General features: G+C 39.8%; 22 protein-coding genes and 1 pseudogene. 10 read left to right on the forward strand and 13 right to left on the reverse strand.

Annotated features, from left to right (window positions below; all coding sequences use genetic code 11):
* On the reverse strand, nt 1-2,325 hold a 2,325-nt coding region (locus M4974_RS07485; protein WP_248706827.1), incomplete at its 3' end, for a KxYKxGKxW signal peptide domain-containing protein.
* 262 nt (nt 2,326-2,587) lie between these two features.
* Between M4974_RS07485 and M4974_RS07490 the strand changes: the two genes are divergently transcribed.
* The 3 genes from M4974_RS07490 to M4974_RS07500 all read left to right on the forward strand — a co-directional run bounded on the left by M4974_RS07490 (nt 2,588) and on the right by M4974_RS07500 (nt 4,903).
* The gene (locus M4974_RS07490; RefSeq protein WP_248706828.1) at nt 2,588-3,817 is read left to right on the forward strand and encodes an alpha/beta hydrolase family protein; all 1,230 of its coding nucleotides are present in this window, start codon (nt 2,588-2,590) and stop codon (nt 3,815-3,817) included.
* Nucleotides 3,810-4,067 (forward strand): hypothetical protein, encoded by a 258-nt coding sequence (locus tag M4974_RS07495; protein WP_248706829.1) that lies wholly within the window; start codon nt 3,810-3,812, stop codon nt 4,065-4,067. The genes M4974_RS07490 and M4974_RS07495 overlap by 8 nt, the downstream gene beginning before the upstream one ends.
* A 302-nt stretch (nt 4,068-4,369) precedes the next feature.
* Nucleotides 4,370-4,903: a hypothetical protein gene (locus M4974_RS07500; RefSeq protein WP_248706830.1), complete on the forward strand. Its 534-nt coding sequence runs from the start codon at nt 4,370-4,372 to the stop codon at nt 4,901-4,903.
* A 22-nt stretch (nt 4,904-4,925) separates the two neighbouring features.
* Here M4974_RS07500 and M4974_RS07505 read toward each other — a convergent pair whose 3' ends face one another.
* The 5 genes from M4974_RS07505 to M4974_RS07895 form a co-directional block, all read right to left on the reverse strand.
* Entirely contained in the window at nt 4,926-5,255 is a 330-nt protein-coding gene (locus M4974_RS07505; RefSeq protein WP_248706831.1) for a hypothetical protein, read from the reverse strand.
* Nucleotides 5,256-5,263: 8 nt separating this feature from the next.
* Nucleotides 5,264-5,569 carry a hypothetical protein gene (locus tag M4974_RS07510; RefSeq protein ID WP_248706832.1) on the reverse strand — a complete coding sequence of 102 codons (306 nt, stop codon included), beginning with the start codon at nt 5,567-5,569 and terminating at the stop codon, nt 5,264-5,266.
* Nucleotides 5,570-5,576: 7 nt separating this feature from the next.
* Nucleotides 5,577-6,770, reverse strand: coding sequence for a hypothetical protein (locus M4974_RS07515; protein WP_248706833.1), 1,194 nt, complete (start codon nt 6,768-6,770; stop codon nt 5,577-5,579).
* Between the two features lie 45 nt (nt 6,771-6,815).
* Nucleotides 6,816-7,259, reverse strand: a complete 444-nt coding sequence (locus tag M4974_RS07520) for a DUF1310 family protein (protein WP_248706834.1) — start codon at nt 7,257-7,259, stop codon at nt 6,816-6,818.
* Between the two features lie 116 nt (nt 7,260-7,375).
* The gene (locus M4974_RS07895; protein WP_256465628.1) at nt 7,376-7,501 is read right to left on the reverse strand and encodes a hypothetical protein; all 126 of its coding nucleotides are present in this window, start codon (nt 7,499-7,501) and stop codon (nt 7,376-7,378) included.
* Nucleotides 7,502-7,534: 33 nt separating this feature from the next.
* On the opposite strand from M4974_RS07895, the pseudogene M4974_RS07525 reads away from it, so the two are divergent.
* Nucleotides 7,535-7,795, forward strand: a pseudogene (locus M4974_RS07525) (carboxymuconolactone decarboxylase family protein); the annotation flags it as partial.
* 53 nt (nt 7,796-7,848) lie between these two features.
* On the opposite strand, the gene M4974_RS07530 reads toward M4974_RS07525, so the two are convergent.
* Nucleotides 7,849-9,192, reverse strand: coding sequence for an MFS transporter (locus M4974_RS07530; RefSeq protein ID WP_248706835.1), 1,344 nt, complete (start codon nt 9,190-9,192; stop codon nt 7,849-7,851).
* Nucleotides 9,193-9,511: 319 nt separating this feature from the next.
* On the opposite strand from M4974_RS07530, the gene M4974_RS07535 reads away from it, so the two are divergent.
* Nucleotides 9,512-10,873 (forward strand): threonine/serine exporter family protein, encoded by a 1,362-nt coding sequence (locus M4974_RS07535; protein ID WP_371831398.1) that lies wholly within the window; start codon nt 9,512-9,514, stop codon nt 10,871-10,873.
* Nucleotides 10,874-10,909: 36 nt separating this feature from the next.
* On the opposite strand, the gene M4974_RS07540 is transcribed toward M4974_RS07535, so the two are convergent.
* From M4974_RS07540 to M4974_RS07550, 3 genes are all read right to left on the reverse strand, one after another.
* Nucleotides 10,910-12,709, reverse strand: coding sequence for an acyltransferase family protein (locus M4974_RS07540; RefSeq protein WP_248706836.1), 1,800 nt, complete (start codon nt 12,707-12,709; stop codon nt 10,910-10,912).
* Nucleotides 12,706-13,071 carry an MORN repeat-containing protein gene (locus tag M4974_RS07545; protein WP_248706837.1) on the reverse strand — a complete coding sequence of 122 codons (366 nt, stop codon included), beginning with the start codon at nt 13,069-13,071 and terminating at the stop codon, nt 12,706-12,708. The genes M4974_RS07540 and M4974_RS07545 overlap by 4 nt, the downstream gene beginning before the upstream one ends.
* An 88-nt stretch (nt 13,072-13,159) precedes the next feature.
* Nucleotides 13,160-14,785 carry a malolactic enzyme gene (locus tag M4974_RS07550; RefSeq protein WP_248706838.1) on the reverse strand — a complete coding sequence of 542 codons (1,626 nt, stop codon included), beginning with the start codon at nt 14,783-14,785 and terminating at the stop codon, nt 13,160-13,162.
* Nucleotides 14,786-14,931: 146 nt separating this feature from the next.
* Here M4974_RS07550 and M4974_RS07555 point away from each other — a divergent pair, with 146 nt between their 5' ends.
* The 5 genes from M4974_RS07555 to M4974_RS07575 all read left to right on the forward strand — a co-directional run bounded on the left by M4974_RS07555 (nt 14,932) and on the right by M4974_RS07575 (nt 19,597).
* Nucleotides 14,932-15,822 carry a LysR family transcriptional regulator gene (locus M4974_RS07555; protein ID WP_248706839.1) on the forward strand — a complete coding sequence of 297 codons (891 nt, stop codon included), beginning with the start codon at nt 14,932-14,934 and terminating at the stop codon, nt 15,820-15,822.
* 57 nt (nt 15,823-15,879) lie between these two features.
* Nucleotides 15,880-16,560, forward strand: a complete 681-nt coding sequence (locus M4974_RS07560; RefSeq protein ID WP_248706840.1) for a CPBP family intramembrane glutamic endopeptidase — start codon at nt 15,880-15,882, stop codon at nt 16,558-16,560.
* Nucleotides 16,561-17,013: 453 nt separating this feature from the next.
* Nucleotides 17,014-18,141: an N-methyl-L-tryptophan oxidase gene (gene solA, locus M4974_RS07565; RefSeq protein WP_248715901.1), complete on the forward strand. Its 1,128-nt coding sequence runs from the start codon at nt 17,014-17,016 to the stop codon at nt 18,139-18,141.
* A gap of 113 nt (nt 18,142-18,254) precedes the next feature.
* Entirely contained in the window at nt 18,255-18,704 is a 450-nt protein-coding gene (locus tag M4974_RS07570) for a MarR family winged helix-turn-helix transcriptional regulator (protein WP_248706842.1), read from the forward strand.
* Nucleotides 18,701-19,597, forward strand: a complete 897-nt coding sequence (locus M4974_RS07575; protein WP_248706843.1) for a metal ABC transporter solute-binding protein, Zn/Mn family — start codon at nt 18,701-18,703, stop codon at nt 19,595-19,597. Before M4974_RS07570 ends, M4974_RS07575 begins: the two co-directional genes overlap by 4 nt.
* A 41-nt stretch (nt 19,598-19,638) precedes the next feature.
* On the opposite strand, the gene M4974_RS07580 is transcribed toward M4974_RS07575, so the two are convergent.
* The 3 genes from M4974_RS07580 to M4974_RS07590 all read right to left on the reverse strand — a co-directional run bounded on the left by M4974_RS07580 (nt 19,639) and on the right by M4974_RS07590 (nt 23,496).
* Nucleotides 19,639-20,310, reverse strand: coding sequence for a type 1 glutamine amidotransferase (locus tag M4974_RS07580; protein ID WP_248706844.1), 672 nt, complete (start codon nt 20,308-20,310; stop codon nt 19,639-19,641).
* Nucleotides 20,311-20,469: 159 nt separating this feature from the next.
* The gene (locus tag M4974_RS07585; RefSeq protein ID WP_248706845.1) at nt 20,470-22,116 is read right to left on the reverse strand and encodes a hypothetical protein; all 1,647 of its coding nucleotides are present in this window, start codon (nt 22,114-22,116) and stop codon (nt 20,470-20,472) included.
* 135 nt (nt 22,117-22,251) lie between these two features.
* Nucleotides 22,252-23,496, reverse strand: a complete 1,245-nt coding sequence (locus M4974_RS07590; protein ID WP_248706846.1) for a chloride channel protein — start codon at nt 23,494-23,496, stop codon at nt 22,252-22,254.
* Nucleotide 23,497: the final 1 nt, after the last annotated feature.

Here is a 23,497-nt window from a genome sequence, read left to right on the forward strand (position 1 = left end):
GCGTTGAGCCTGCTTCGCGGCATCCGTCAACGTCTTATCGTTATTGATCTTATCAATTGCTGCCTGCTTAGCCGTTTCAATAGCCTGCTTAGCATCATTCTTTTGATCATCTAGCGCATGACCAGGTTTGTGTTGCTTATCAATATTGCCCACACCAGTATTCTTAGCAGCTTGAATAGCCGTAGCATTTTGTGCCGTATCAATGGCATCCGTAGCCTTCTTCGCTTCGGCATCAACGTTGTTCTGCTGAGCCTTCTTTTCACCATCTGTTAAGGTGACATCCTTGGCGATGTCCAGCTTAACCTTAGCGGATTCATCAGTGATAGCCTTTTGCGCAGCGGCGATAAATTTATCACTAATTTGTTGCTGTTGCTTAACAATGTCAGCAATGTTTTGTTGACCACTAATAGATAAGCTTTGTGCATCGTTAGAATTGGCAGCTTTTTTAATATTACTAATTTGATTAGTAACAATTTCATTAATCTGCTTATTGGCAGAATTAATTTGATCAGATGTAAGACCCCTTAACGCTGAAATAGCGGTAGTCGAAGTCTTTCCGTATTCGCTTAATTTATTAACCAATCCATTTTTTAAGCTTTGGAGAGTGGCAGCATCTGAAATCGGCGCTGTGTTACGTTTATTCGTCTGTTGTTGAACACTACTAATATAGGCCTTTTTCTCATCACTAGTTAAATCAGGTAATTTATTGATTATCCCGATTGAACTATCTTTTGCAGCATTTAACATGCTCAAATCAGTATCTTGAGCATGTTGAACAATCCCTTTAATTACAGCAGAAAAATCTTGGTTAATGTTAACAGCTTTAATTTGCTTATTAAAGTCATCTTTATCAGATTTCTCCAAATTAATCAAATTATCAATTTGGGGATAAGCGTTCGTTTGAATCTTATTCAGCAGATCTTTATTTAAACTCACACCAAAAACTTCACCTGTTTTAGTGGCGGTATTATACGTTAGATTACGAACTGCACTAAACGCTGGGCGAACTGCATGTGTGCCACCCCCACCATATGTGGTATTACTTTCCATGTATCCGCTAATCCAGTCCCCTTGAGTGAGTCTAACTGGGTCTAGAGATACAGTCACCGTTGTACTACCACCGACCTGGCTCTTTACTGGGAATTGAATACTATAAGTATTGCCATTCTTTTCTAAAGTATGATCCGTTTTTTCGAAATTCGCCACAATATTGCTCGTTTTTTGGGCAATGGAATCACTAAGTTCGAATTTGAAGACCATATAGCGTTTTACACCGTTATTTTGCACAACAGGTGTTCCATAATTAAAAGTCACATCGTATTTACCAGTTTGTGAATTATATTGAACGCCCTCATAGGTTAATTCAATTTCCTTGGCCAATAAATCGCCGGTGTTCTCATCTAATTTAGTACTTTTGCTACTGCTCCATTTGCTCCTAGCTGCTCCATCACCACCTATCCAAGTAAAATTCTCATCTGGAGCAGAACTGGCTGCACGATCAGATATATCATTTTCAACCGCATCTCGGGTAAGTAAGTCTGAAGTTGCTATAGCTGGTGCTGTAGAATCACTATCTTGTCCAACAGTTTGCGTGTCCGCTACCTGTTTCTTTGTTACTCGATTAGCCAAAGCTAACTCAGGTATAACGGGTGCTGATAAAGGACTATTTTCCAGCACTTGCCCCAGTGTTTGAACCTTTTGAACCGTCTGTGATTCAACATTACTAGTACTCTGTATCTGCAATGTCTGTGAATCTGTTTCTGTTTTGGTAGCCGTGTCATTGATTACTTCAGTGCTCACCAAATTAACAACTCCAGAATTAACTGAGGCCGATAACAGGGAGTTGCTGAGTTGTGACATTGATTCAGGTGCTACAATGGACTGGCTATCCTGCTGCTTTTTTGATAGATCAACAGTTGATTCACTTTGATTCAAAGAGAGGCTAGCTGACTCCGACTCGCTGACACTTTTAGATTCGCTAGTAGAAGTTACTGAACTTTTACTAATCGATTGGCTCGAGGATTTGGACATACTAAACCTGTTCGAGGCAATCGTACTCTCATCAACTTGTGCTTGAGAACTTTGACTATTCTGCTGGTCAGTCGTTAGCACCGCTTGCTTTTGAGTAAAAGATGGCTGCTGTTCATCTGACGATGCCTGAGAAGCATTATTATCACTGGCCTTTGTTTCGTCAGCCACCGCAGAAGTTGTGCCCAAACCAAGGGCCAAAATACTCATTCCAGAAACTAACCAAAGCTTTCCGGACTTATACATTTTAAAGTGAGTTTTAACTAAATTATCACTCATCAAACGATTTGATTTCATATAAAATATTCCCTTTCCTGCACACAATCATTTGGATTTTTCCAAAGTTTGTTATAAGTAGATTTTAAACTAAAAAGAAGAGATAAACTACTGTATTGTAAAGGAATTTTATCGGGTGATTAATCATAAATTTTAATGTTCAAAAAAAACATACCATCTTATAAAATAAACATTGGTACTATTGAAAATCAGCTAATAATTAATTTCTTTTTTACATAGAATAACTACGAAAAATATTCACCCAGTCTTAAGGAAAAATGACATGCACAATCTAACCGATTATCAGTACGCTCTAATCTGTACCGATGTCTACTATTTAGACCAAAAGGAATATAAAGATCACAGCCTACACAAGGGACAGACTGTTAACCACACTAATCTACAATATAAAATTGTTTATGCATTAGACGATTCCTTGACCGGCTTTCAGGGCATGGCTATTATGCCAAAGTTAAGCAATGATTTTGATTCCCATCAAATTTACATTAGTTTTGCGGGTACCAATCCTAATGACCCCCGCGATTTATATACCGATGCTACCCAAATACGTCAAGCGCGAGAAAAACTCAACACTGCCGGTAGTGGCGATCAAGATTATGCCCAATCTAAAAGTCAATTCAACGTAGTCGACCGATTTTGGACTCATTTAATTAAAAAAATAGGACTAAAATCAACTGATATCAAAGGTATTACTGCCCATTCTTTGGGTGGGGCTTTAGCGCTGTATTTGGGAGCTAGACATCATTTACCAGTCATCACCTTTTCCAGTGCCGATCCTCGTGACCGCTTAACAATTAGTCAAATTGAATACATTAATAAACATCCTGACCAATATATAAACTATTATCATAGTCAAGATTGGATAGCCAACTGGCAAAGCGCTCAACCCCTGGGACGATCAATCATTGCTCAAGAATATAGTTCCATCAAATCAGATGACCCAACTGTTAACTTACTGTTAAATGGCCATTATCTAGATTCATATGACTTTACATCCACCGGACAAACTGCTTTCTTTGCTCAATTTAATACTGAGGCACTTAAACAACTGCCAACTCAAGAGGCTATCCTAACGGCTTTAAAATCTAAACAAGTTCAGGGTCAACAACGTCAATATCTCATTGCTATTTCGCTCCTATTGACTGCATATAAAATGCAAACTGATATCACCCGTGATATGAACGATTTAATTCGCCTGATACGTTTAGCTCCCAAACGGCTAAATGATCGCGCACAACAAATTAGCGTGCTACTATCCTTTAAAAATAATCTTCACCAATTAATAAGCAGTGGACAATTTCCTGATTTAACGAACACAAATGCTCAACCGATGGTAAATTTAGATCAAACGGCTGCTTTGAGTCAAGAACTTCGGCAAGAAATGAATATTGTCTTATCCTTTGCCGATGAGTTAGTTCACCAAGCCCATCAAATAGTGAAAAATAACCCAGAATTAGTAAAATTGTTAAAGGAATTAGTAATCTATGAGTGATTTAAAAGACAAAAAGGTATTAGAGGGAGAATATAACCGCCTCCTCCAAGAAGAAGAACATAATGTCGAAAAAGATGTTACCAAACAGGTTCAAAAAATCAAAGACTCCCTTACCCAACGACAAGCTGAAATAGCCAAAATTATCGCTGGCCCAATGGCAGAAGATGATCAAGCTAAATTAGATGATTTCAAACAACAGCTAGATCAAATCATTCAAAATTTAGATTTATTTTCAGAACATAAAAAATAGAAGAGCGATTCATCATCGCCCTTCTATTTTTTGTTTCTATACCTATACCCTCTGTCTAATGGGTACTATGAATAAGATCCCCCCACAGTTAGGCAAAGAAAATAAACCGATATTATTAATTTGAATTTCAATATAAGCTACTTGTTTTAAAATGATAGCTGTCCCTGCCGCCAATAAAAGCAAAATAACCAGATAAAGTAACCAATTTTATATTAATAGCTCCCCATGGTTTCAAATATCATTCCTGCAATACTTAATTGCTGTATGATTGTCACTAGAATATAGATAAAGAAGGTTTATACATGACTGAAAAATTCAGAGCTTATCGCGACCTATTATCACAAACTTACGAGACGGCTGTTAATACTTTATTAACAAAATATGATTCTGCCCAAGATGACTATTTCCAGCAAGCATCATATTCTGCCTTTCAAGCTGGTACGATTGATAAACCAGTCAATGGCAATGTTGACCGCAGTGACGAAGGAATCTTTTGCCACCATATCCGCGCCAACCATTACTTACGTTTGAATGATGCCAAATCAATTATTGACTTACATGTTCCCTTTACTGCACAGAAAAAAGACCAATTAGTATATGCTGACGTTATCGAGCATATGATTCTCCACGCATTAATTGCCAAAGAAACCCATCAGAAATTCGGGTGGGATGAACTACAGATTTACTTGAAACCCAAAGTGCTGGAATGGTATGTCAGTCAAGTCACACCTATCCGTCCCAATGAAAAACTGTCTTATGACAAGGCTTGGTTGGATCAGGATGAAGCCATCGCCATCGCTGAACAAGCAGATCATACTGCTCGAGGTGAATTATAAAAAACCTACTTAGGTAGGTTTTTTACATATATCCATAATTTTCTTCCAACCGATTGGATTTTAACCGGTAATCTTGACGAATCCTTTGTAAACCCGTTTGTAAATTGCATTCAATTTGACGAAAATCTTGACGAGCAGCTTGTTCGACTGATTCAATTTCTGGAAATAACGTCCTTAATTCAAGCCCAACCGAATGACTATGTAAATAATGACAGTAATCAACGATGGCATCAATTTGTTGATGCAACTTAGTTTGAACTTGATGTAGTTGCTCCAGACCGGTTTCAATCTGCTTTTGTTTAAAATGAAAGTCTGCTGTCAAATTTTCTTGATGTTGTAAAAATTCACGCATTGGCTCTCCTAGGGCTGAATGGATTGTACACCGTCTTCAATGTGTTGCATGTTGTCTAAAATACGATGATATTCCCGTTGAATAGCTTTATGCGTCGCACCTTTAAAACCAGTACTATCCGGACTGCCTTGGCTTTGTCGAAGCTCCTGAGCAATTAAAGGAACTGATCGTTGCCACCCTTGAGTATCTAAATGATATCGAGCATGAATTTCACCACAAAAAGCAAATTTCAAGGCCACTTTAGCGGCTTCATGGGCTGCTTTTAGACCCATTATGGCAACATTTTCCATATTTCCAATTAAATAGTTATTCATTGGTTATTTACTCCGTTAAACAAAATTGTTGACGATCCTGTTGATCTTGTAATACCCGCTGGTCGGCTGTATTTAAGATTTTATTTTTCAAATTAATAAAAGCTTGAATACCACCGTCTAATTCCCGTTGGCTAGTTAAAACCGCCGTTGGTGAGTAGTGGTATTGTGGTTTTAGCCGATAAGTGTCATCACAATGCTCAATATCTTCAGCGTTAATATTAGGGATTCCATACATTCTCCTTTTCGTTTCACTATGGTCTTTAACCAAAGTGGATTCAATTTGACTATTAATTTTCTTTAATTCTTTTAGTTGAGTAATCTGTCGGCCCAAAAAATCACAATAACGGGTCGCAGCTTCGTATTCCAAGGCCACCGTTCCGCCCTTAGCTCGAGCCAATAAATAAGCCTGCCGGTGACGGACAGCTAACTGCTTAGAGGCAGTTTTCATTAACTGCTCATCCAATAGTAGGTTTCCCTGTTCATCATAGCGATAGCCACCCCACATATGTTGTTGCCCAACATCATGGAGATTAGGACTATCAACATAAATCAAAATGCCGGCTACTTTATCAGGATCCGTATAAGGACTATAGCCACTGACTGAAATCAAATCTTTTAAATCCATATGATTTAAAATTTTAGACTTCAACTGGCCCAGATTTTTTTGCTGGGCATAGTTCAATAGATGCCAAACAGCCGGCCCCTCATATAAATTCGCCTCTACCAAACGCTCTTGTTGTTTCCCCTGCAGGCACCCCAAGGCATTGGTGGCATTAGCAGCTCCCAGCGAATGAGCATATACATACAAATCAGCTTGTGGATAGTCTTTCAGACTGTCTTGCATAACGGTAACAGCCTGCATTGATTGCGGGATACCTAATAGTGGTGTTTGCATAGCGATACTACTATCCGCACCGTACCAGTCTCCGTATAATTGTTTAGAACCTTGATATAAAATCGCCACTTGCTTCACGGATTGTAGCTGACTGGGACTAGGATTTTTCGGTAATTGCACATCGGTTACAACATAAGCATCAAGACTGGTGATGGGGTCGTGGATGGCTTTGGAGACGTAGCCGACATTTTTACGACCAGTATTCTTTGTTTTTAACAAAACTGGATCCCCAATAAGGTAAGCTTCAGCGTATTCCTGTTTAGCAAATTCTACTTTTTCTTCGTCATTTAAATTACCCCACTGCACTATTTGTTACCTCCCACTTTTTTATGCTTTTATTCATAAAACTCTTTATTCTTCAGTTGAAGGAAGTGCGAAATTATCCGACAATTTCTTCCGAAACCCCATACTATCAACATGAATTCCGCTAGAACCTTTCCCAATTGTCCCATTAAATCCAAGACTTTCATCCCCATTTACATAGCCATAAAAGTCCACGCCCCCCATAGGATTGTGCTTAGTACGAGATGAATCTATCGTAATTTTTTTAACAAAATTATGTTTATCATCCTCACGTACCCACTCCTCAATCTCCCCCTTATGCTCCTCGACTATTTTGACCATCTTGGTGTGTTCAACCCGCTCAGCTTGTTGCTTATCACTCACGATTTTGACTCCAATTCCAACGCTTACTAAAAAAACAACAAAAACCACTGATAATGCCAGCAACCATCTTTTTTTACGCTGGTGATTGCGTTCGTCAATTCGTCGCAAAATTTCATCATCACTTATCACGAATGTTTCCTCCTAACTTCATTAACTTACGCTACCCCATATCTTACGGAGTACTATTCATTTTTACTCAACAAAAAATTACATTTGCCCCATAAAAAAGGAGTAACTAGTACTAGTTACTCCTTTTGTCCATATAGCTGATCTAACAACTGACGATAATATTCCTTTTTATCATTTAAAAAATCAATATGGTTCTGAATTTCTCTTTGATTATCCAGTAAAAGCTGTTCCTGTTCATCCAAAATAGCGTCAATTTTAGACGAAAAACACTCCTAGCATTCGCAGAGGCCGATGAACGTAGCATTCTCAGCATGAAAAAGCGCGAAATAATCACCATCACCTCATTGCTAACTCAAGGTGATACCGCTGGTCAATTAAAAATTCATATTCAAGGGTCGCTAAACGTTGGCTGGACTGAAGCAGAAATCTTGGAAGCCTTTATCCATTGCCTTCTCTATGTTGGCTTTCCCAGGGTATTAAATGCGATTCGGATTGCTCAAGAAGTTTTTGAAAATGAGAATAGCATGGCTAAATAAAAAGGACTCTTCTCTATGAAAAATCCTTTTTATTGTAGTTATTGAGAACAACTTTAATTTTTAACTTTCATTACCACCAATCGTTTTTCAATAACAATATAAACTAACAGAATTAATGCTAATCCAGCTGCTGAATATAACACGATATTACTTGCTACCCAGCCATAGTGAGCTACTAAAATACCAATCAAGGCTGTAGCTAACACTTCACCAAAAAGATATTGAAAAAAGCCCATAAATCCCGTAGATGATCCTACTGCGAACTTCGGAACCGCCTCATTAACAATCAATCCAACCAGAGTCAGTGGCGCATATATCAATGTTCCCATAATAAACAACACTGTGATAATCAATACATGACTAGTACTAAAGAAATAGGTGGTTAAACATACAAGCAATCCTAACACACAACCAATACAAACAACTTCACGACGATCTTTTAATATATCCGAGACTGCACCAATAATAATCACACCCGGGACAGATGCCAGTTCAAAAACACCTACTAGCCATTTAGCCAAGCTAGGATCAAATCCCTTTGAATGAACCAAGTAACTAGGAATCCAACTCATAACACCATATCGTACCAAATATAAAGACATAGAGGTTAAGGTAACAGCCCACACAATTTTATTTTTTAAAATATATTGAACAAAAATTTGTGACAAAGTCAAATCAGTTACTTCATCATCAACAACTTCACCATCGCCAACAATAACTTCATCCCCAGTATACTCACTAATACTTGGCAATCCAACAGAAGTAGGACGATCCGACCCCGCAAACAAAATAAATATTGCAATCAAAAAAGCTACTGCTGAGGCACTATAAAATACCGCTGAAATAGACCCCGAGAATAAGTAAACCGCTAACTGCACGACCGCAACACAGACAAAGGCTCCCGCATTATGTGCTGAAGACCAAATTGAATACACTGTACCGCGCCACTTTTTACCCCACCATAACTGTACGGTTCGTTGACAGGCCGCTGCCCCCATACCTTGGGCAATCGACATAACTAACATTAAAAATACCATCACGTAAAAATTTCGTGTGGATCCTAGCCCAATATTTAAGATAGCTGAGGCAATTAATCCAGCAGATAAATAGTGATTGGGGTTACTTTTATCACTTAAAGCACCCATAAATAATTTTGAAATTCCGTACCCAATTCCAAAACAAGACATTATAATTCCAACTTGAGCTGTAGAAAAATGATAGCTTTTCATAATGTCATTTTGCTCAGTAGTAAAAATTAAGCGAATAACATAATAGCCAATATAACCAATCATTATAGAAGCGAGCACACCGATTTGATGTATTCGATAACTGCTAGCAATTTTATCTTGTGGCACCTTAGTCGTTGCATCTGGTGCTGGTTTTAAAAACGAAAACATAACATCCTCCCTGAATAATTAATTTCCCTAATATCGGATTCATTCTAACACTGTCAAAACGACATTGTAAACGCTTTCAAACGTTTTTATTAGATTCTAATAAAAAGTTAAAATTACGAATTGATATCGGTAACTAATAGGAAAGTTTTTTATGATATTACTCATTCTAATTTTAGTTAACTAATAACAATGTTACCTTTCTCCCATATCCCATAACAATTTACAACTTATTTGCACTCCTCACCCACGACCCTTATCATTATCAATGTGAATAACTATTCTAAAATGACTTATTTTTAAACATTCTGGGGGAACACTCATGACCAATTCAATCACCCAAGCAGCCCAACGAGACAGCAATAATCCAGCTCAATTGCATCATCATATGACTGTCCAATGGCAAAAATTTATCCACGGCGCCAGTGGACCCGCTCGTCAAAGCAGCCTACAAGTTCGGGCTTCGATTGTCGGTCGGACTGGTATTCTCCTGCTATCTTGTGGTACCGGATCTTGGCGGGTACGCGATGCCATGAACATCATCGCTACTTCACTCGGTGTGACGTGTGCCGCCGATATCGGCCTAACCACGCTAACTTTTACCTGTTTTGACGGTGTCGACAGCTATACCCAAAACTTAGCTCTAGCCAGTACCGGGGTAAATACCGATAAATTAACTGCCCTCGAACACTTTGTGAACCACTTTGCCCAACTGTACGCTGACCAAAGTGCTGAAAGTATCCACCAAACCTTGGATATTATTCAACATCGATCAGGCAACTATTCGGCTCCCCAAGTCGGTCTAGCTGCCGGAATTGCCTGTGCTGGCTTTATCTTTTTACTTGGTGGCGGTTGGATTGAAATGCTCGGTTGCTTCTTTGGCGCTACCCTAGGAAACTACACCCGTCGCAAACTAATTGACCACCACATTACCACCGTGGTCAATACTTCTTTGGCCGTAGCGGTCGCCTGTTTAACCTATTTTTTGGTTTTTCATTTACTAGGGCTGGTAGTCCCAATTGCGCAAGGCCATGAAGCCGGTTATATTGGAGCCATGCTCTTTGTCATTCCAGGATTCCCATTTATCACCTCAATGTTGGATATTTCTAAATCGGACATGCGTTCCGGTTTAGAACGGCTAACCTTTGCCCTCTTAGTAACCCTTTCGGCCACCCTAGTCGGGTGGTTAGTGGCTATGTTAGTACAGCTCAAACCAGCTGATTTCATCCCCTTGGGGCTTACACCTCTAACCCTAATGGGCTTGCGGCTACTGGCTTCCTTTGCTGGAGTTTACGGTTTCTCAATGATGTTTAACAGTCGTCAAAAGATGTCCATCACAGCCGGTATTATCGGGGCAATTGCCAACACGACTCGACTAGAATTAGTTGATTTAGCACAAATGCCACCCGCCGCTGCTGCCTTTATTGGGGCTTTGATTGCTGGACTCCTAGCCTCGATTATAAACAAAAAGACGAGCTATCCTCGTATAGCCCTAACAGTCCCCGCTATTGTGATTATGGTACCCGGACTCTACATTTACCGTGGTATTTTCAATCTAGGCTTAAACAATATTAGTGTTGGGGCTACCTGGCTAATTCGGGCTGCTATTATCATGCTGTTCTTGCCCTTTGGCCTCTTTGTGGCTCGCTTCCTACTAGATAAAAAATGGCGTCATGTCGATTAAATAAAAAATAGTTCTGCCCTAAGGCAGAACTATTTTTTATTTATTTTTAACCGGACCTTTTTCAGCCTTAGCTAGCGCATCATTTAAGCATTGCGCATAGAGCTTATCTCCATCAGCATTTCCAGCAAAATGAGTACCATCCCCACTACCAAAAATTTCCCGATGTTGCCCAGCTAAACGATTCCAATCCGCAATCGTAATGAAGGGATATTTATCGGGCAAAGTCCTCTCCAAAACGGTTAACTTCGAAGAATTCCAACCAGCGTTGGCCTGCCCATCAAAAGGCGTCATCAAAATCAAACGGTGCCCCTTTGGCAAAGTCTGAATTAATTTCATCAACTGTTCCTGGTAGTCATTTAGAGAATTGGTACCAATACAAATAATGACATTTTGACGTAAAGTCTTATTACGTATCTGCTCCTCAAGAACTTGATTGGCTTGAGTCATATTCCGATTCGGTTGGGCATCAATGCTACTATCAACCAAATGGGTAGCCAAATAGGTTCGTGTCCCCAAGGTAACGCTATCACCAATCACACTGATTCCTTTAGGAATCTGACGATTATGGCCAGTTTGGGTCGCGGTATTATCAGCCAAACTATGCAACTGATCAACATCTTGCTGGAGATTTCCCTGCCATAAATGTTGGCTCAAATTCGACAATTTAGGTGCCTGCCAGCAAATAACAAATGTAATTCCCGCCAAAATTGTCATCAAAGCTAAAGCACTTCGATGCCAAAAAGGTTTTATTTTCGGATGAGTGAGCATTGGTTCAATGACATAGTAGGAGAGCGCCGACAAGGCTAATGACAGACTAATCGTTAACAAAACTGCCAAATCATGGTTAATCAAATGGCCAAAAATAATAATCAAGGGCCAGTGATACAAATAGACACTATAACTAGTATCGGCTAAGAAAGTAATTAGTCGTGGTTCTTCAATACTAGGCGTTTTATCGTGCAAAATCCGAGCACTCACAATCATGAGTGCAGCGCCCAGACTAGCTAACAAAAAGCCCCACTGATAGGTAATGGGTTGGTCAAACTTTAGTAAGGCCGTTAAACCAGCAAGTAAGGCTAGCCCCAGTAACATTCCCGTCATCGCTCCCCCAGCCGACGTACGGCCCAAAACATGTTTAAAGTAATTAGGTAGCTGTCGAATTCCTGTCAAACTGGCCACTAATGCCCCGATAAAGAAGGGAAAGGCGTGCGTTACATCTGCAAAATAAATAACATTTAGATTGATTCCTTGCTGTATTTGTAAATAAATAACCGCTAGCTGAATCAAAATAAAGACTGCCGATAACTGACCAATTCGCAAGCGCAATAAGTCGGTACGATCAATACGATTAAAACGTGATCGCTTAACATACTGAACCAAAAACCAAACTAGCAAACCCCATAAGATATAAAAATGCATTTCCAAGGCCAAAGTCCAAGTATGCACAAAAAGATGGGGCGTAAACTGATTTTCGTAGTTCCCACCCGTTAATATTTCATAGTAATTGGTGACAAAACCAAATGCTGCCGCAACCTGTTTACCAATATTGGTTAAAAAGTCACGATTAATTAGTAATGATAATGGCAGTACCAGCGTAACTGAAAACCACAAAGGCGGCACAATGCGATTAAATCGTCGGCGATAAAAGGCTAATAAATCAAAATGACTCTGTTTAGCAAATTCATCAATCATTAAACTGGTAATTAAAAATCCAGAAAAAACAAAGAATAAATCTACCCCGACAAAACCGCCAGTAACTTGTTTAGGATAAAAATGATAAGCCAAAACCATGATTAACCCGGTAATTCGGACCAAACTAAACCATTTAATTCTCATTTTTGAAAACTCCCATCTTTGAAAGTTCCCCGATAAACCTTGTGATTAGCCAAAGTTAGCTCTCCGCGACCATCAGCTTTACCGTCAACAAATTCTCCGTTATATTGCCAACCAGCCGCAGCTTTGTACTGCCCTTGCCCATCAAAACGTCCCTTTTTAAAATCACCTTTGTACTCAGAGCCATCTTTTAAAGTTAGGACCCCGTGGCCACTAAAATACTGATCCTTCATCTGCCCAGAGTAGATCATATTAGGCGCAATTCGAAAATTATTGACCTGCTGTTGGTCAAAATCGAGCAAACTATAGCTGGCTAAGCCAACAATAATTAGGCCCCAAATAATTAATAATACCTTTGTTTTCAAAATATGTACTCCGCCAAAATTTTTTCCATTTTACTGTACACCTTATCCAACAAAAAAAGACCCCAGTAGGGTCTTTCTTATTACTATTTTAATACTTAGGTGTCCACTTTAATTCTTCAATGGCAGCCTTAATATCAGTAACCGGTTGCTTAGTAATTCCTTGGTCAATAGCACTTTGACCAGTCGCAATCGCAACAGTTTCTGAGAACTTAGTCAACTGTGAAACTGGTGGCAATACAGCAGCCCCCGGTTGGCTAGAATCAACAATTCCACCCAATGAGTGCGCAGCGGCTGAAATCATCTCATCATTTAGCAACTTAGCAGTCGCAGCAATCGTTCCCAAACCAAGACCTGGGTAAACCAAGGCGTTGTTAGCCTGTCCGATTTCATAAGTTACACCCTTATATTCAACTGGGGCAACTGGAATACCAGTGGCAATCAAAGCCTTTCCATCAGTCCAAGCCAAAAGGTCTTCGGCCTTGGCTTCAGCCAACTTAGTTGGGTTACTCAATGGGAAGATGATTGGGCGTTCCGTGTGAGCGGCCATTTCTTTTACGATTTCTTCGGTAAATGAACCTGGTTGAGTTGAAGTACCCACCATAATGGTTGGGTGAATCGTTTTAACAACTGACAACAAGTCCTTCAAATCATCAGCGTTATCAAATTCAGAACGTTGACGGGCAAATGGCTTTTGTTCAGGAGTCAAATCGTCCATGTCATCAAACAACAAGCCTTGCTTATCAACCAAGTAGAAACGCTTACGGGCGTCAGCTTCTGACAAACCTTCTTGACGCATTTCTTCATACATCCGGTTAGCAATTCCCGCACCGGCTGATCCAGCACCAAAGCAAAGGTAAGTTTGGTCAGTAATCTTTTCCTTGGTAATGTTCATTGCACCAAGCACAGCGGCCAAGGCAATGATTCCAGTTCCCTGGATATCATCATTAAAGGTCGTAATTTCATTCTTGTACTTATCCAAGATATTGGCAGCATTTTCACGACCAAAGTCTTCCCAGTGCAAGTACAAGTTAGGGAACAATCCCTCAGCTTTTTGAACGAATTGGTCAACAAAGCTATAGAACTTTTCACCGCGAACACGAGGATGACGGTTACCCAAATACAATGGATCATCTAACAAAGTTTGGTTGTTAGTACCAGTATCCAAAACAACTGGCAAGACGTTTTCAGGATTAACACCAGCTGCGGCAGTATAAACCATCAACTTACCAACAGCGATATCAACACCGTTAGTTCCCCAATCACCAATTCCTAAGATTCCTTCTGAGTCAGTTACCACGATTAATTGAATATCACGGCCATCAGCACCGGCCTTCAAAGCACTTTCAATGGTATCCGGTTGGTCAATTGACAAGTAAACCGCATTTTGTGGATCCACAAACAATTCACTGTAGTTTTCAATGGTATCCGCAATCGTTGGGTCATACACGATGGGCATGAATTCAACGACGTGTTGGCTAAACAAATAGTAGAACAAAGTATGGTTGGTATTGAAAATCTCCATCAAGAAGAGGCGTTTTTCTAAGTCAGATGGCTTACTCAAATATTGTTGATAAGTCTGATCAGCCTGTTCCTCTAAAGTCTGAACCTTAGGTGGCAACAAACCAGCAATTCCTAGTTCCGTTCGCTCTTCCATGGTAAAACCAGTTCCCTTATTCAAAAAGGGATTGTTTAAAATCTGTAATGGTGAAGTCATTTTTTACTCCTTTTTACTTGTGTTGTATCTATCAAACGTCTCCATTCTAGTGCTTAATCATTTTTATAGTCAAACGCCACCAAAGTTATTAATTTTTTTAATAGCAAGGGTATAATGAGCGTAGTAACAACCATTTAGGAGTTTCCATGCGCATTACCGACTTACAGTATTACTTAGCCTTAACTGACAATCATAATTTTTCGCAGGTTTCCCAACAATTTCATGTTAGCCAACCGACCGTCTCTTTAGCGATTCAACGTTTGGAAAAAGAAGTTGGTGCCCAATTAGCCATTCGGAGTAGCCACCATAATATTGTTTCTCTAACCCATGCCGGTCAAGTCTTCGCCCAACACGCCCAGGCCATACTGGAACAATATAATTTAGCCCTTACTGAAATCGGCCGAATTGATGAACAGAGTCTATTATTGGGATTACCCCCCATTATTCAAATTAGTTATTTCCCAGAAATCGCCGGCCGGCTATCCAATCAAGCCCTAGAACATCTGAAAACCGTGGAAGTTGGCGCCCATAAGGCCATTCAACTCCTACAAGATGGTAAATTAGATGCCTCTTTTTTGGGCTATTTGGAGGCCATTAACCAAAATGACTTTCAAGTTCTTCAATTTGATCAACGTCCCTTTGAAATCGTGGTCGCTAATGACCATCCCCTCGCCACTCGTCCCACCATCTCTTTTAAAGAATTAGCCGATCAAAATTTCATCCTCCTCAAGGGAAGTTTTATCCACAAACAGGCTTTTGAACAGCTAGCCCAGGCCAATCATTTGCAGCCCAATATTTTATTTAGTTCCAGTGAACCTTACGCAATTTTGAACCTAGTAAGCCAAAATCGTGGAATTGGTTTTATGGTTTCTAGTAAAAATATTCAGCATCCCGATGTTAAATTTATTCCCCTATCTGACCCAGAGCAACCACAACTGAAGGTTGGCTTTGTATACAGGAAAAGCCCCATTCTAACTACCGAACAAAATACCATTTTTAACGAGATTTTAGCTGCCATTCACACACCCATGCTATAATGAAAATTATGGGCATTTTAACCCATCGGTATATTTTATTTATAAGGAGTTTGGAATATGAACCAGAACACTAAAAAGTTTGGTCAAATCGCATTGATTACCATCACTTTCTCCATTATTTGGACAGGACTATCGCGTCTTTTTGATGTATTTTCCTTTGCGACGTATGACACTTTTTTCAAAAATACGAACACGATTTTTTGGCACGTGGGTGCACCCATGGCTATTACATTTGTTCTTTTCTTCTTATACATGAAGAAGTTGGATCGCACTCAGCAAATTTATGCCAAGCAACCAGAGCTCTCAACACCACTAAAGATTCTATTTGCCATCGTAGTTGTGGGTATGATTGGTTTTTCATTATATAACCTAACTAAGAATTTAAACACGATTACGCATCACTGGAATGATGATTCCATGAATCGCTTATTGATGTCATTTTGTTCAGTCTTCTTTGTTGGTTTAACTGAAGAATCTGTTTTCCGTGGTTTCGCTTTATCAGAATTGCGTCGTGAAAATAACGAAGTTGTATCTTGGATTTTATCCATGATTTTGTTTGGACTCTGGCACTTTCCCAATATCATTACCGGGGCTCCCTTGGTGCAAGCAAGCCTACAGACATTCTCAACCATGATTATTGGTACTGGCATTTATATGGCTGTTCGTTTATCACGTTCAATCTGGGGTGGAGTTGGCTTACATTGGTTTTGGGATTTTGCCCTCGTTATTGGTCATTAATACGGCTAACTCGTTCTACGGGACGACTTTTTTTGTCCAAATTTTTATATTGGTTGATGAATAGCAATGATATTCTTTCATAATATTATCATTTTAAACTAATTTATTGTTGACAAAGACTTTTAATTACAGTTATACTTCCTAACAATAGTTAAAGATAAAAACAAAGTGACCAGGAGAGTAATGATTTTTGATAGTTCAGAAAGTCTACGTAAACTGTGAGTAGATTACATCGAATTTCATGAAGATGGCCTGTGATTTGGCAGCATTGATCATTAAATGCTGATGGGGTGGCAACCATTATCCATTGCACACGTTATTTCAATGACGTTGTTGAGAATCGCTATATTAATGGCGATTAAATTAGAATGGTACCGTGGTTAAATCCGCTTCTAGTAATGCACTAGAAGTGGATTTTTTATCTACTAAATAAAAATTTAAAGGAAAAACACTATGAAAAAAATTTATGATTTGGCCATTATCGGTACCGGATCAGTTGGATCAGCCGCTGGATATTATGCTAGTCGTGATGGCCTTTCCGTGCTTGAATTAGATTTAAATCGCCCGCCACATGATCAAGGTTCTCACCATGGCCAAACGCGAATTATTCGTCATGCCTATGGCGAAGGCGACCAGTACGTTCCGCTGGTATTAAGAGCTCAAGAACTCTGGAACCAGCTCCAACAGAATAGCAATCAAGATATTTTCCATCAAACTGGCGTCTTAAACATAGCACCCAAGGATAGCAATTTTCTGAAAAATATCAAACAAAGTGCTGATATCTACCAATTAAATGTCGATAATCTTACCCCATCGGAGATTCACAAACGTTGGCCAAATTGGCAGTTTAATGATGATTATGCCGGTATCTTTGAAAATAACGGTGGTTATCTACTATCCGAAAACATTATTAAAAGTTATTTACAAGGTGCTGCTAATTATGGTGCCAAACAGGATTTTTCCGCTAAAGTACTGTCCCTAAAGCCCCTCAGTCCTGATTTAATTGAAATTCAAACTAGTAAGACCACCTATCTGGCCCAACAAGCTGCTGTCACCGCAGGTTCATGGGTCAAAGAACTACTACCACATTTACCAATTAAGCCAGTACGTAAAGTTTTTTCTTGGTTCAATATCGACGATGTAAGGCTCGAAGAGTCTGCGGGCTTTCCATGTTTTACTGTGACTACGACAACTGATCAAATTTACTATGGCTTTCCCGGGAAAAATAACCAAATTAAAATTGGTCGCCATAATGGTGGTCAAGCCATTAAAAAACGTACAGACCGCCTAGCTTTTGGAAATTACCCCGATGACACCCTGGAAATTAACCCCTTCTTAGAAAAACATCTACAAGGGATAACTGGCTTAAATCATGGTGGGGCTTGTTCCTATGATTTATCTCCAGATGAAAACTTCATTATTGATTGGCTACCCAATCAATCCAATATTCAAGTTGTTACTGGACTCAGTGGACATGGCTTTAAATTCGCCAGCGTCCTAGGTGAAATTATCGCTCAACGAGCTCAGCGACAACAAATCCATTTTGACTTAAGCTCCTTTTCACTACAACGTTTTAACTAATACGACTAATCGGAGCAACCGGTTAGTTTTTATTTGACAAAAATTAAGAAACATATTAAAGTTAACTGGTTAACAATTTAGTTAACCAGTTAACTGTTTCAAAGGAGTCTGCTATGACTGCGACCGATCGGATTTTAGTTGAACTAAATTCTTTTATTCAAGCCTACGCTACCACGGCTGAATTAGTGGCTAAACAAAACTTAGATTCAACCAACATCAGTACAACCCAAGGGCATTTACTAATGTTACTAGCTAAGCAGCCACAAACCAATCGTGATTTAGCCCAAACCATGCACTTGAGTAAACCAGCTATTACTAAGGCTCTTAAAAGTTTAACTAGCCAAGGCTATATCACTGGCCAAGCCACACAAGCCGATAAGCGTCAGATTGAATTTCAGCTTACCAAAACCGGCCTATCCTTGGCTCATCACCACTTACAAGCCCACACAGAAATGCATCAAGCAATCAATCAAGCCTTAAATCAGTTTGATACTAATCAGCAAAATACCATTCAAGAATTTCTAACCAAAATGAATGCCATTGCCCGAAAGGATCCCTCATGAAAAAAATCCATCTAATCATTTTAGGTATGCTCGTTATTGTCGTCGCTAGCATTAGCTTTGCCGTTCTGAAAAACAATAATACAAATCGAAAAGAAAGCGATAAACTAACAATCGTTGCTTCAACTAATGTTTATGGTGAAGTGGCCAAAACTGTAGCAGGTTCCCACGCGAATGTCCAAGCCATTATCACTAAGCAAAACGTTTCTCCTGAAGACTACGAGCCAACTCGTTCTGTGGCTAATCAAGTCAGTCAAGCCGATATCGCTCTTGCTAACGGATTAGAATATGATTCTTGGTTAAATAAATTAGCACGAACTTCCAAAAAGACCGAATTAATTCGCGTCGGCGAGGATATTGTTCATAAAAAATCAGGCGACAATCCTCACCTATGGAATGATCCCCAGACCATGATTGATACCGCCAAGTACTTAGCTGATGATCTTAGTAAGAAAGACCCCAAGCACAAGGACGATTATCAGGCTAACGCCCAAAAGTATATTGATAGCCTAAAGCCAGTTACTGATTTAGTAAATGAACTAAAGGAGCAAGTCCCTAGTCAAAAGGTTGCTCAAACTGAGCCAGTCTTTGGTTATATGTTAGATGCCCTAGGCTATCACATTACTGATGAAGATTTTGCCGAAGCTGTCGAGGAAGGTAATGATCCTTCTCCCGCTGTTTTGACTAGTCTACAAAACAACATTAAAACTCACCAAATAGGCTTCTTAGTTGATAATACGCAAACTTCCAGCAGTACTGTGAATAATATCGTTAAATTAGCTAAGGAAAACCAGGTCCCAATTGTAAAGGTTACTGAGACCAGTCCTACTAATCAAACTTACGTTCAATGGAAACTTTCCGAACTAAAGCAAATTCAGGATATCGGTAAAAAATAAAAAAAGGAGCAGAAATCTGCTCCTTTTTTGTGTCTTTAAGGTTAATCACTCGTAATATAATCCAACAGGGTAAACATAACTACTTCATTTTCAGCTGGAACCCCATGAGCTAAAATCTCAGCAGCACTTTGTTTTAAAGCATTATTATCGTCTGGATAGCTTTGATCATTAACAACCATCTCCCGCAAATTAGTTAATAATGGTTCAAAATGAAACTGTAGTCCTAACACATGTTTTCCCAACAAAAAACCTTGTTGATCAACTAAATCACTTTTAAATAACTGAATGGCGCCCACTGGTAGCTCAGCCATTTCTTCATGCCAATGCAAAGGATATAACACTGCAGGCAGGCCCTTGATAATATTGTTTTGTCGATAAACCGGTGCCCAGCCAACTTCCTTATATGGCGCATTAGTTACTGAACAACCCAAGGTTTTAGCAATCTGTTGCGCGCCATAACAAGCACCAAACATTGGTATATCTTTTTTTAATAACTGATTAATCAACTTACGCTCAGCTTTTATCCAATCCATATCATCATTTGGGCTCATAGGTCCACCCAAAATAACTAGCATATCGGTAGTATCAGCAGTCGGAAGATGATCAAATTGGTAGGGATGATAGATGTAAATGTCATGACCATACAAACTAGCCCAATTCATAATTGACCCTATTCCTTCGTTAGGTGTATGTTGCAAAACATTAATCCGCATGAAAAACCTTTCTTTTCAACGGCAATATTATCCTAGATATCGCCTGTAAATCCCTATTTTTTTAACATTCTACCACATAAACCACAAACAAAAACCCCTAACACGTAAATGTTAGAGGTTTCCAAATTCAGTGATTGAACTGCTGCGCAGCTTAATAAATTAAGCTAACTTGTAAACAGTAGCATCGCCATTGTTTACAGCGTCAATTACATTGCTGTACATGTTAGCAACACGGGCAGCACTTGAAGACCACAAAGCCCCCAAAAGCATTCCCTTGTTGTACAAACGACGAACGTCATCAGCAACATTTTCAGCATCGTAAGCGATTGATCCACCGATAAATCCGGCAAGAGTCAAAGGTCCACCGATAATTTGAGCGATAGTACCAACGATTGGCACAGCTGACAATACACCAGTAGTAATACCAGATGCATAAGTCAAAGCTGTGATACCTGCGTTAGCAAGTCCCCAAAGGATTCCAGTACCAGCGTTTTCAACCGCTTCAGTACCAAGGAAAGTACCTTCAAAGACAGCATCAGCGATAGTTGCAGCTGAAGCCTTATCAGCTTCACCGTTAACTGTCTTAGGCTCAGTAATTGCTGGTACCTTTCCGTTAGAAAGAGCAGCAATTAATTCGTTGTCTTGCTTAGTTCCATTTGCAACACGGTTAGTGTTGTAGTTGTTGATAAGTTGAGCTGTATAAGCAGGTCCAACTACCAACGGAATCAAACTATACAAAGCAACACGGCGAGCACGGTCTGCCAAACGCCATGCTTCACGCACAGCAACTTGGATACCATAAGAAACAGCAACACCGATTTGCAAAGGTCCACCAATTAAGGCACCGACCCATGTAGCATTCAACACGCCACCAATAGTGTAAAGTACACTGTTGATAGCAGTCCAGATGCCGTCTACGACACCTACTGCTACGTTACTAATACCTTGAAGAGCGCTATCAACACCCAAAATAGTAGTAATTGCTACCTTTGGCAAAATGTCATTGGCAACAGAAGTCTCTGCTTGAGAAGCAGCAGCCTTCTTTTCTGCAAAAGTTTCATCTTGAACTAATGCATTTCCAGTACCAGGATTAAAGACCTTGTACTGCTTACCATCAGCACCAGTAACTACTGTGTAGTCACCATTACTGATAGTCACTGCCTTACCATTCAAAACCAAGCTCAATTCCTTAGTTGCAGAATTGAAGTACTGATCCATAGCAGTACCATTGTTACTTAGTTGAGTATGAGTATAGGCAGCATTTTTAAACTGATTAGCATCAACATCCTTGCTGTTAGCTCCCAAGTTAGTTACAGCAACTTTAGCATTTGTAACTTCAGTTTGCTTATTAGTGTTCTCAAGCTTTTTGAGATCGCCGTTAAGCTTTCCAAAGTCAGTGCTCATGTTTTCGACTGGCGTAATCATCCGAAGATCATTAGCAGCGTCGACATCACTGTTGTACTGCTTAGGACTAGACACTACACCATTTGACTGGTTGTTAGTAACTTTTTTGTCGCCAAAAAAGTTGCTAGCAGTAGTCAAAGCATTCTCAAACGGTACATCTGAGTCTGGCTTGGTGTAACCACTACCCTGGTCAGTCTTAACAACAGACTGACTAGGAGCAGTAGTGGTACTTGTAGCTTGTGCACTATCAGCAGTAAATGGCTGAAGTGGTGTCTGCAAAGAATCTGCAGTGAAAGGCTGCAAGTCACCAGTGTTATCGGCACTAGCTTGCACAGAGGTAAGCATACCGAAACCTAGCAAGGCTGCAATTGCTGTTTTGGAAACAGCTTTAATTGCACCCATAATATCCTCCTATTATTCTTTTGTGCCCCTACCAATTTGGAATTGCACTGCTGTAAGTATACCATAAACTCACTGTAAAATTCCCAATAAAGGAATCTTTTTAATAAAACATGGACTAGTAGTACAACACGGGCGCTACCGCCAGCGGGCCTTAGTCGTTGTTACTGCAATCACAACGGCCCCTCCTAACGGTAGTAAAGCAGAATAATCAAGGTGGCTAATTTCAAAAATCATAAACATTGCCATTAACGGTGCTTGCTGTGAAGCCGCTAGAAAGGCAGTAGCCATCAAAATCGTTATTTGTGATATCGAGATACCTGGAATAAATAAGGTTAAAATGGACCCCAACATTGCCCCAAGCGCTGCGCCACTAGCAATTGCTGGCGTCAAAGTTCCACCAGTTCCACCAGCCTTTAATGTAGAAAAAGTTAATCCAAATTTAATTAGCGCTAATAGCAATAAAGTGGTCGCAAAACTTAAATTAGAAACATTCATCGCACTTTGGGCAATTGGCCGGCCATTTCCAAAAATATTAGGATAGTAATACGCCACAGCCCCTGTCGCTAAAGCTACTAGTGGTAGCTGCCACAATATAGCCGTTCCTGATTTTTGATGTGTTTGTGCCCAAGCCATTGCCTTACGGAAAAAGGCACCAGTCACGCCAGCAATTGGTGCTAACAAACATCCTACTACTAGAATAGGAATCGAAAAATGTAAATCACCAACAAGATAGTAAGGACGAAATCCCTTAGCTAACGAACCAAATAAAGTGGCAATAATTGACATCCCCAAACTAACGGTAATGGTTCGAATGGAAACCTTCTTTAGCAACACCTCAATTGAAAAAAGCATTCCCGTAATGGGTGCAATATATACGCCAGCAAAACCAGCCCCAGCAGCTGCAGTAACCAAGAGTTGAAGGTCATCAGCATCTAACCTACCCAACTTCATTTTACCTAGCAATCGGCCCCACCACTGAGCTAAAGCTGCTCCCGCTTGTCGAGGAGCTAATTCACGACCAACTGATCCACCCGTACCAACATAAAATATCTGGGTAACGACATTGACCAAAGTTTCCATTAGTGGCATTTCTTGACCCTTAACAGCGCCCTTAATCCCTACAATCGGCCGACCATATTTACGCAATAAATACCAGACAAGGGATACGAGAGTTCCACCTAGAAAAACCGATAATAAACGCAGCCACGGCTGACTACTGATTGGACTAGGTTGACTGGCTGATTCATTAAAATGTAAAAAAAGTGATTCTACACCATCCAAAAAAAATGATAGTGACATGGCAACGAATCCTACCAGCGAACCAACCACAACGGTTGAAAATAACAGCGTAATATTTTTCTTAACTGATCCTTGATTCATA

The sequence above is a fragment of the Convivina praedatoris genome, assembly GCF_933208495.1.
Classification (GTDB): domain Bacteria; phylum Bacillota; class Bacilli; order Lactobacillales; family Lactobacillaceae; genus Convivina; species Convivina praedatoris.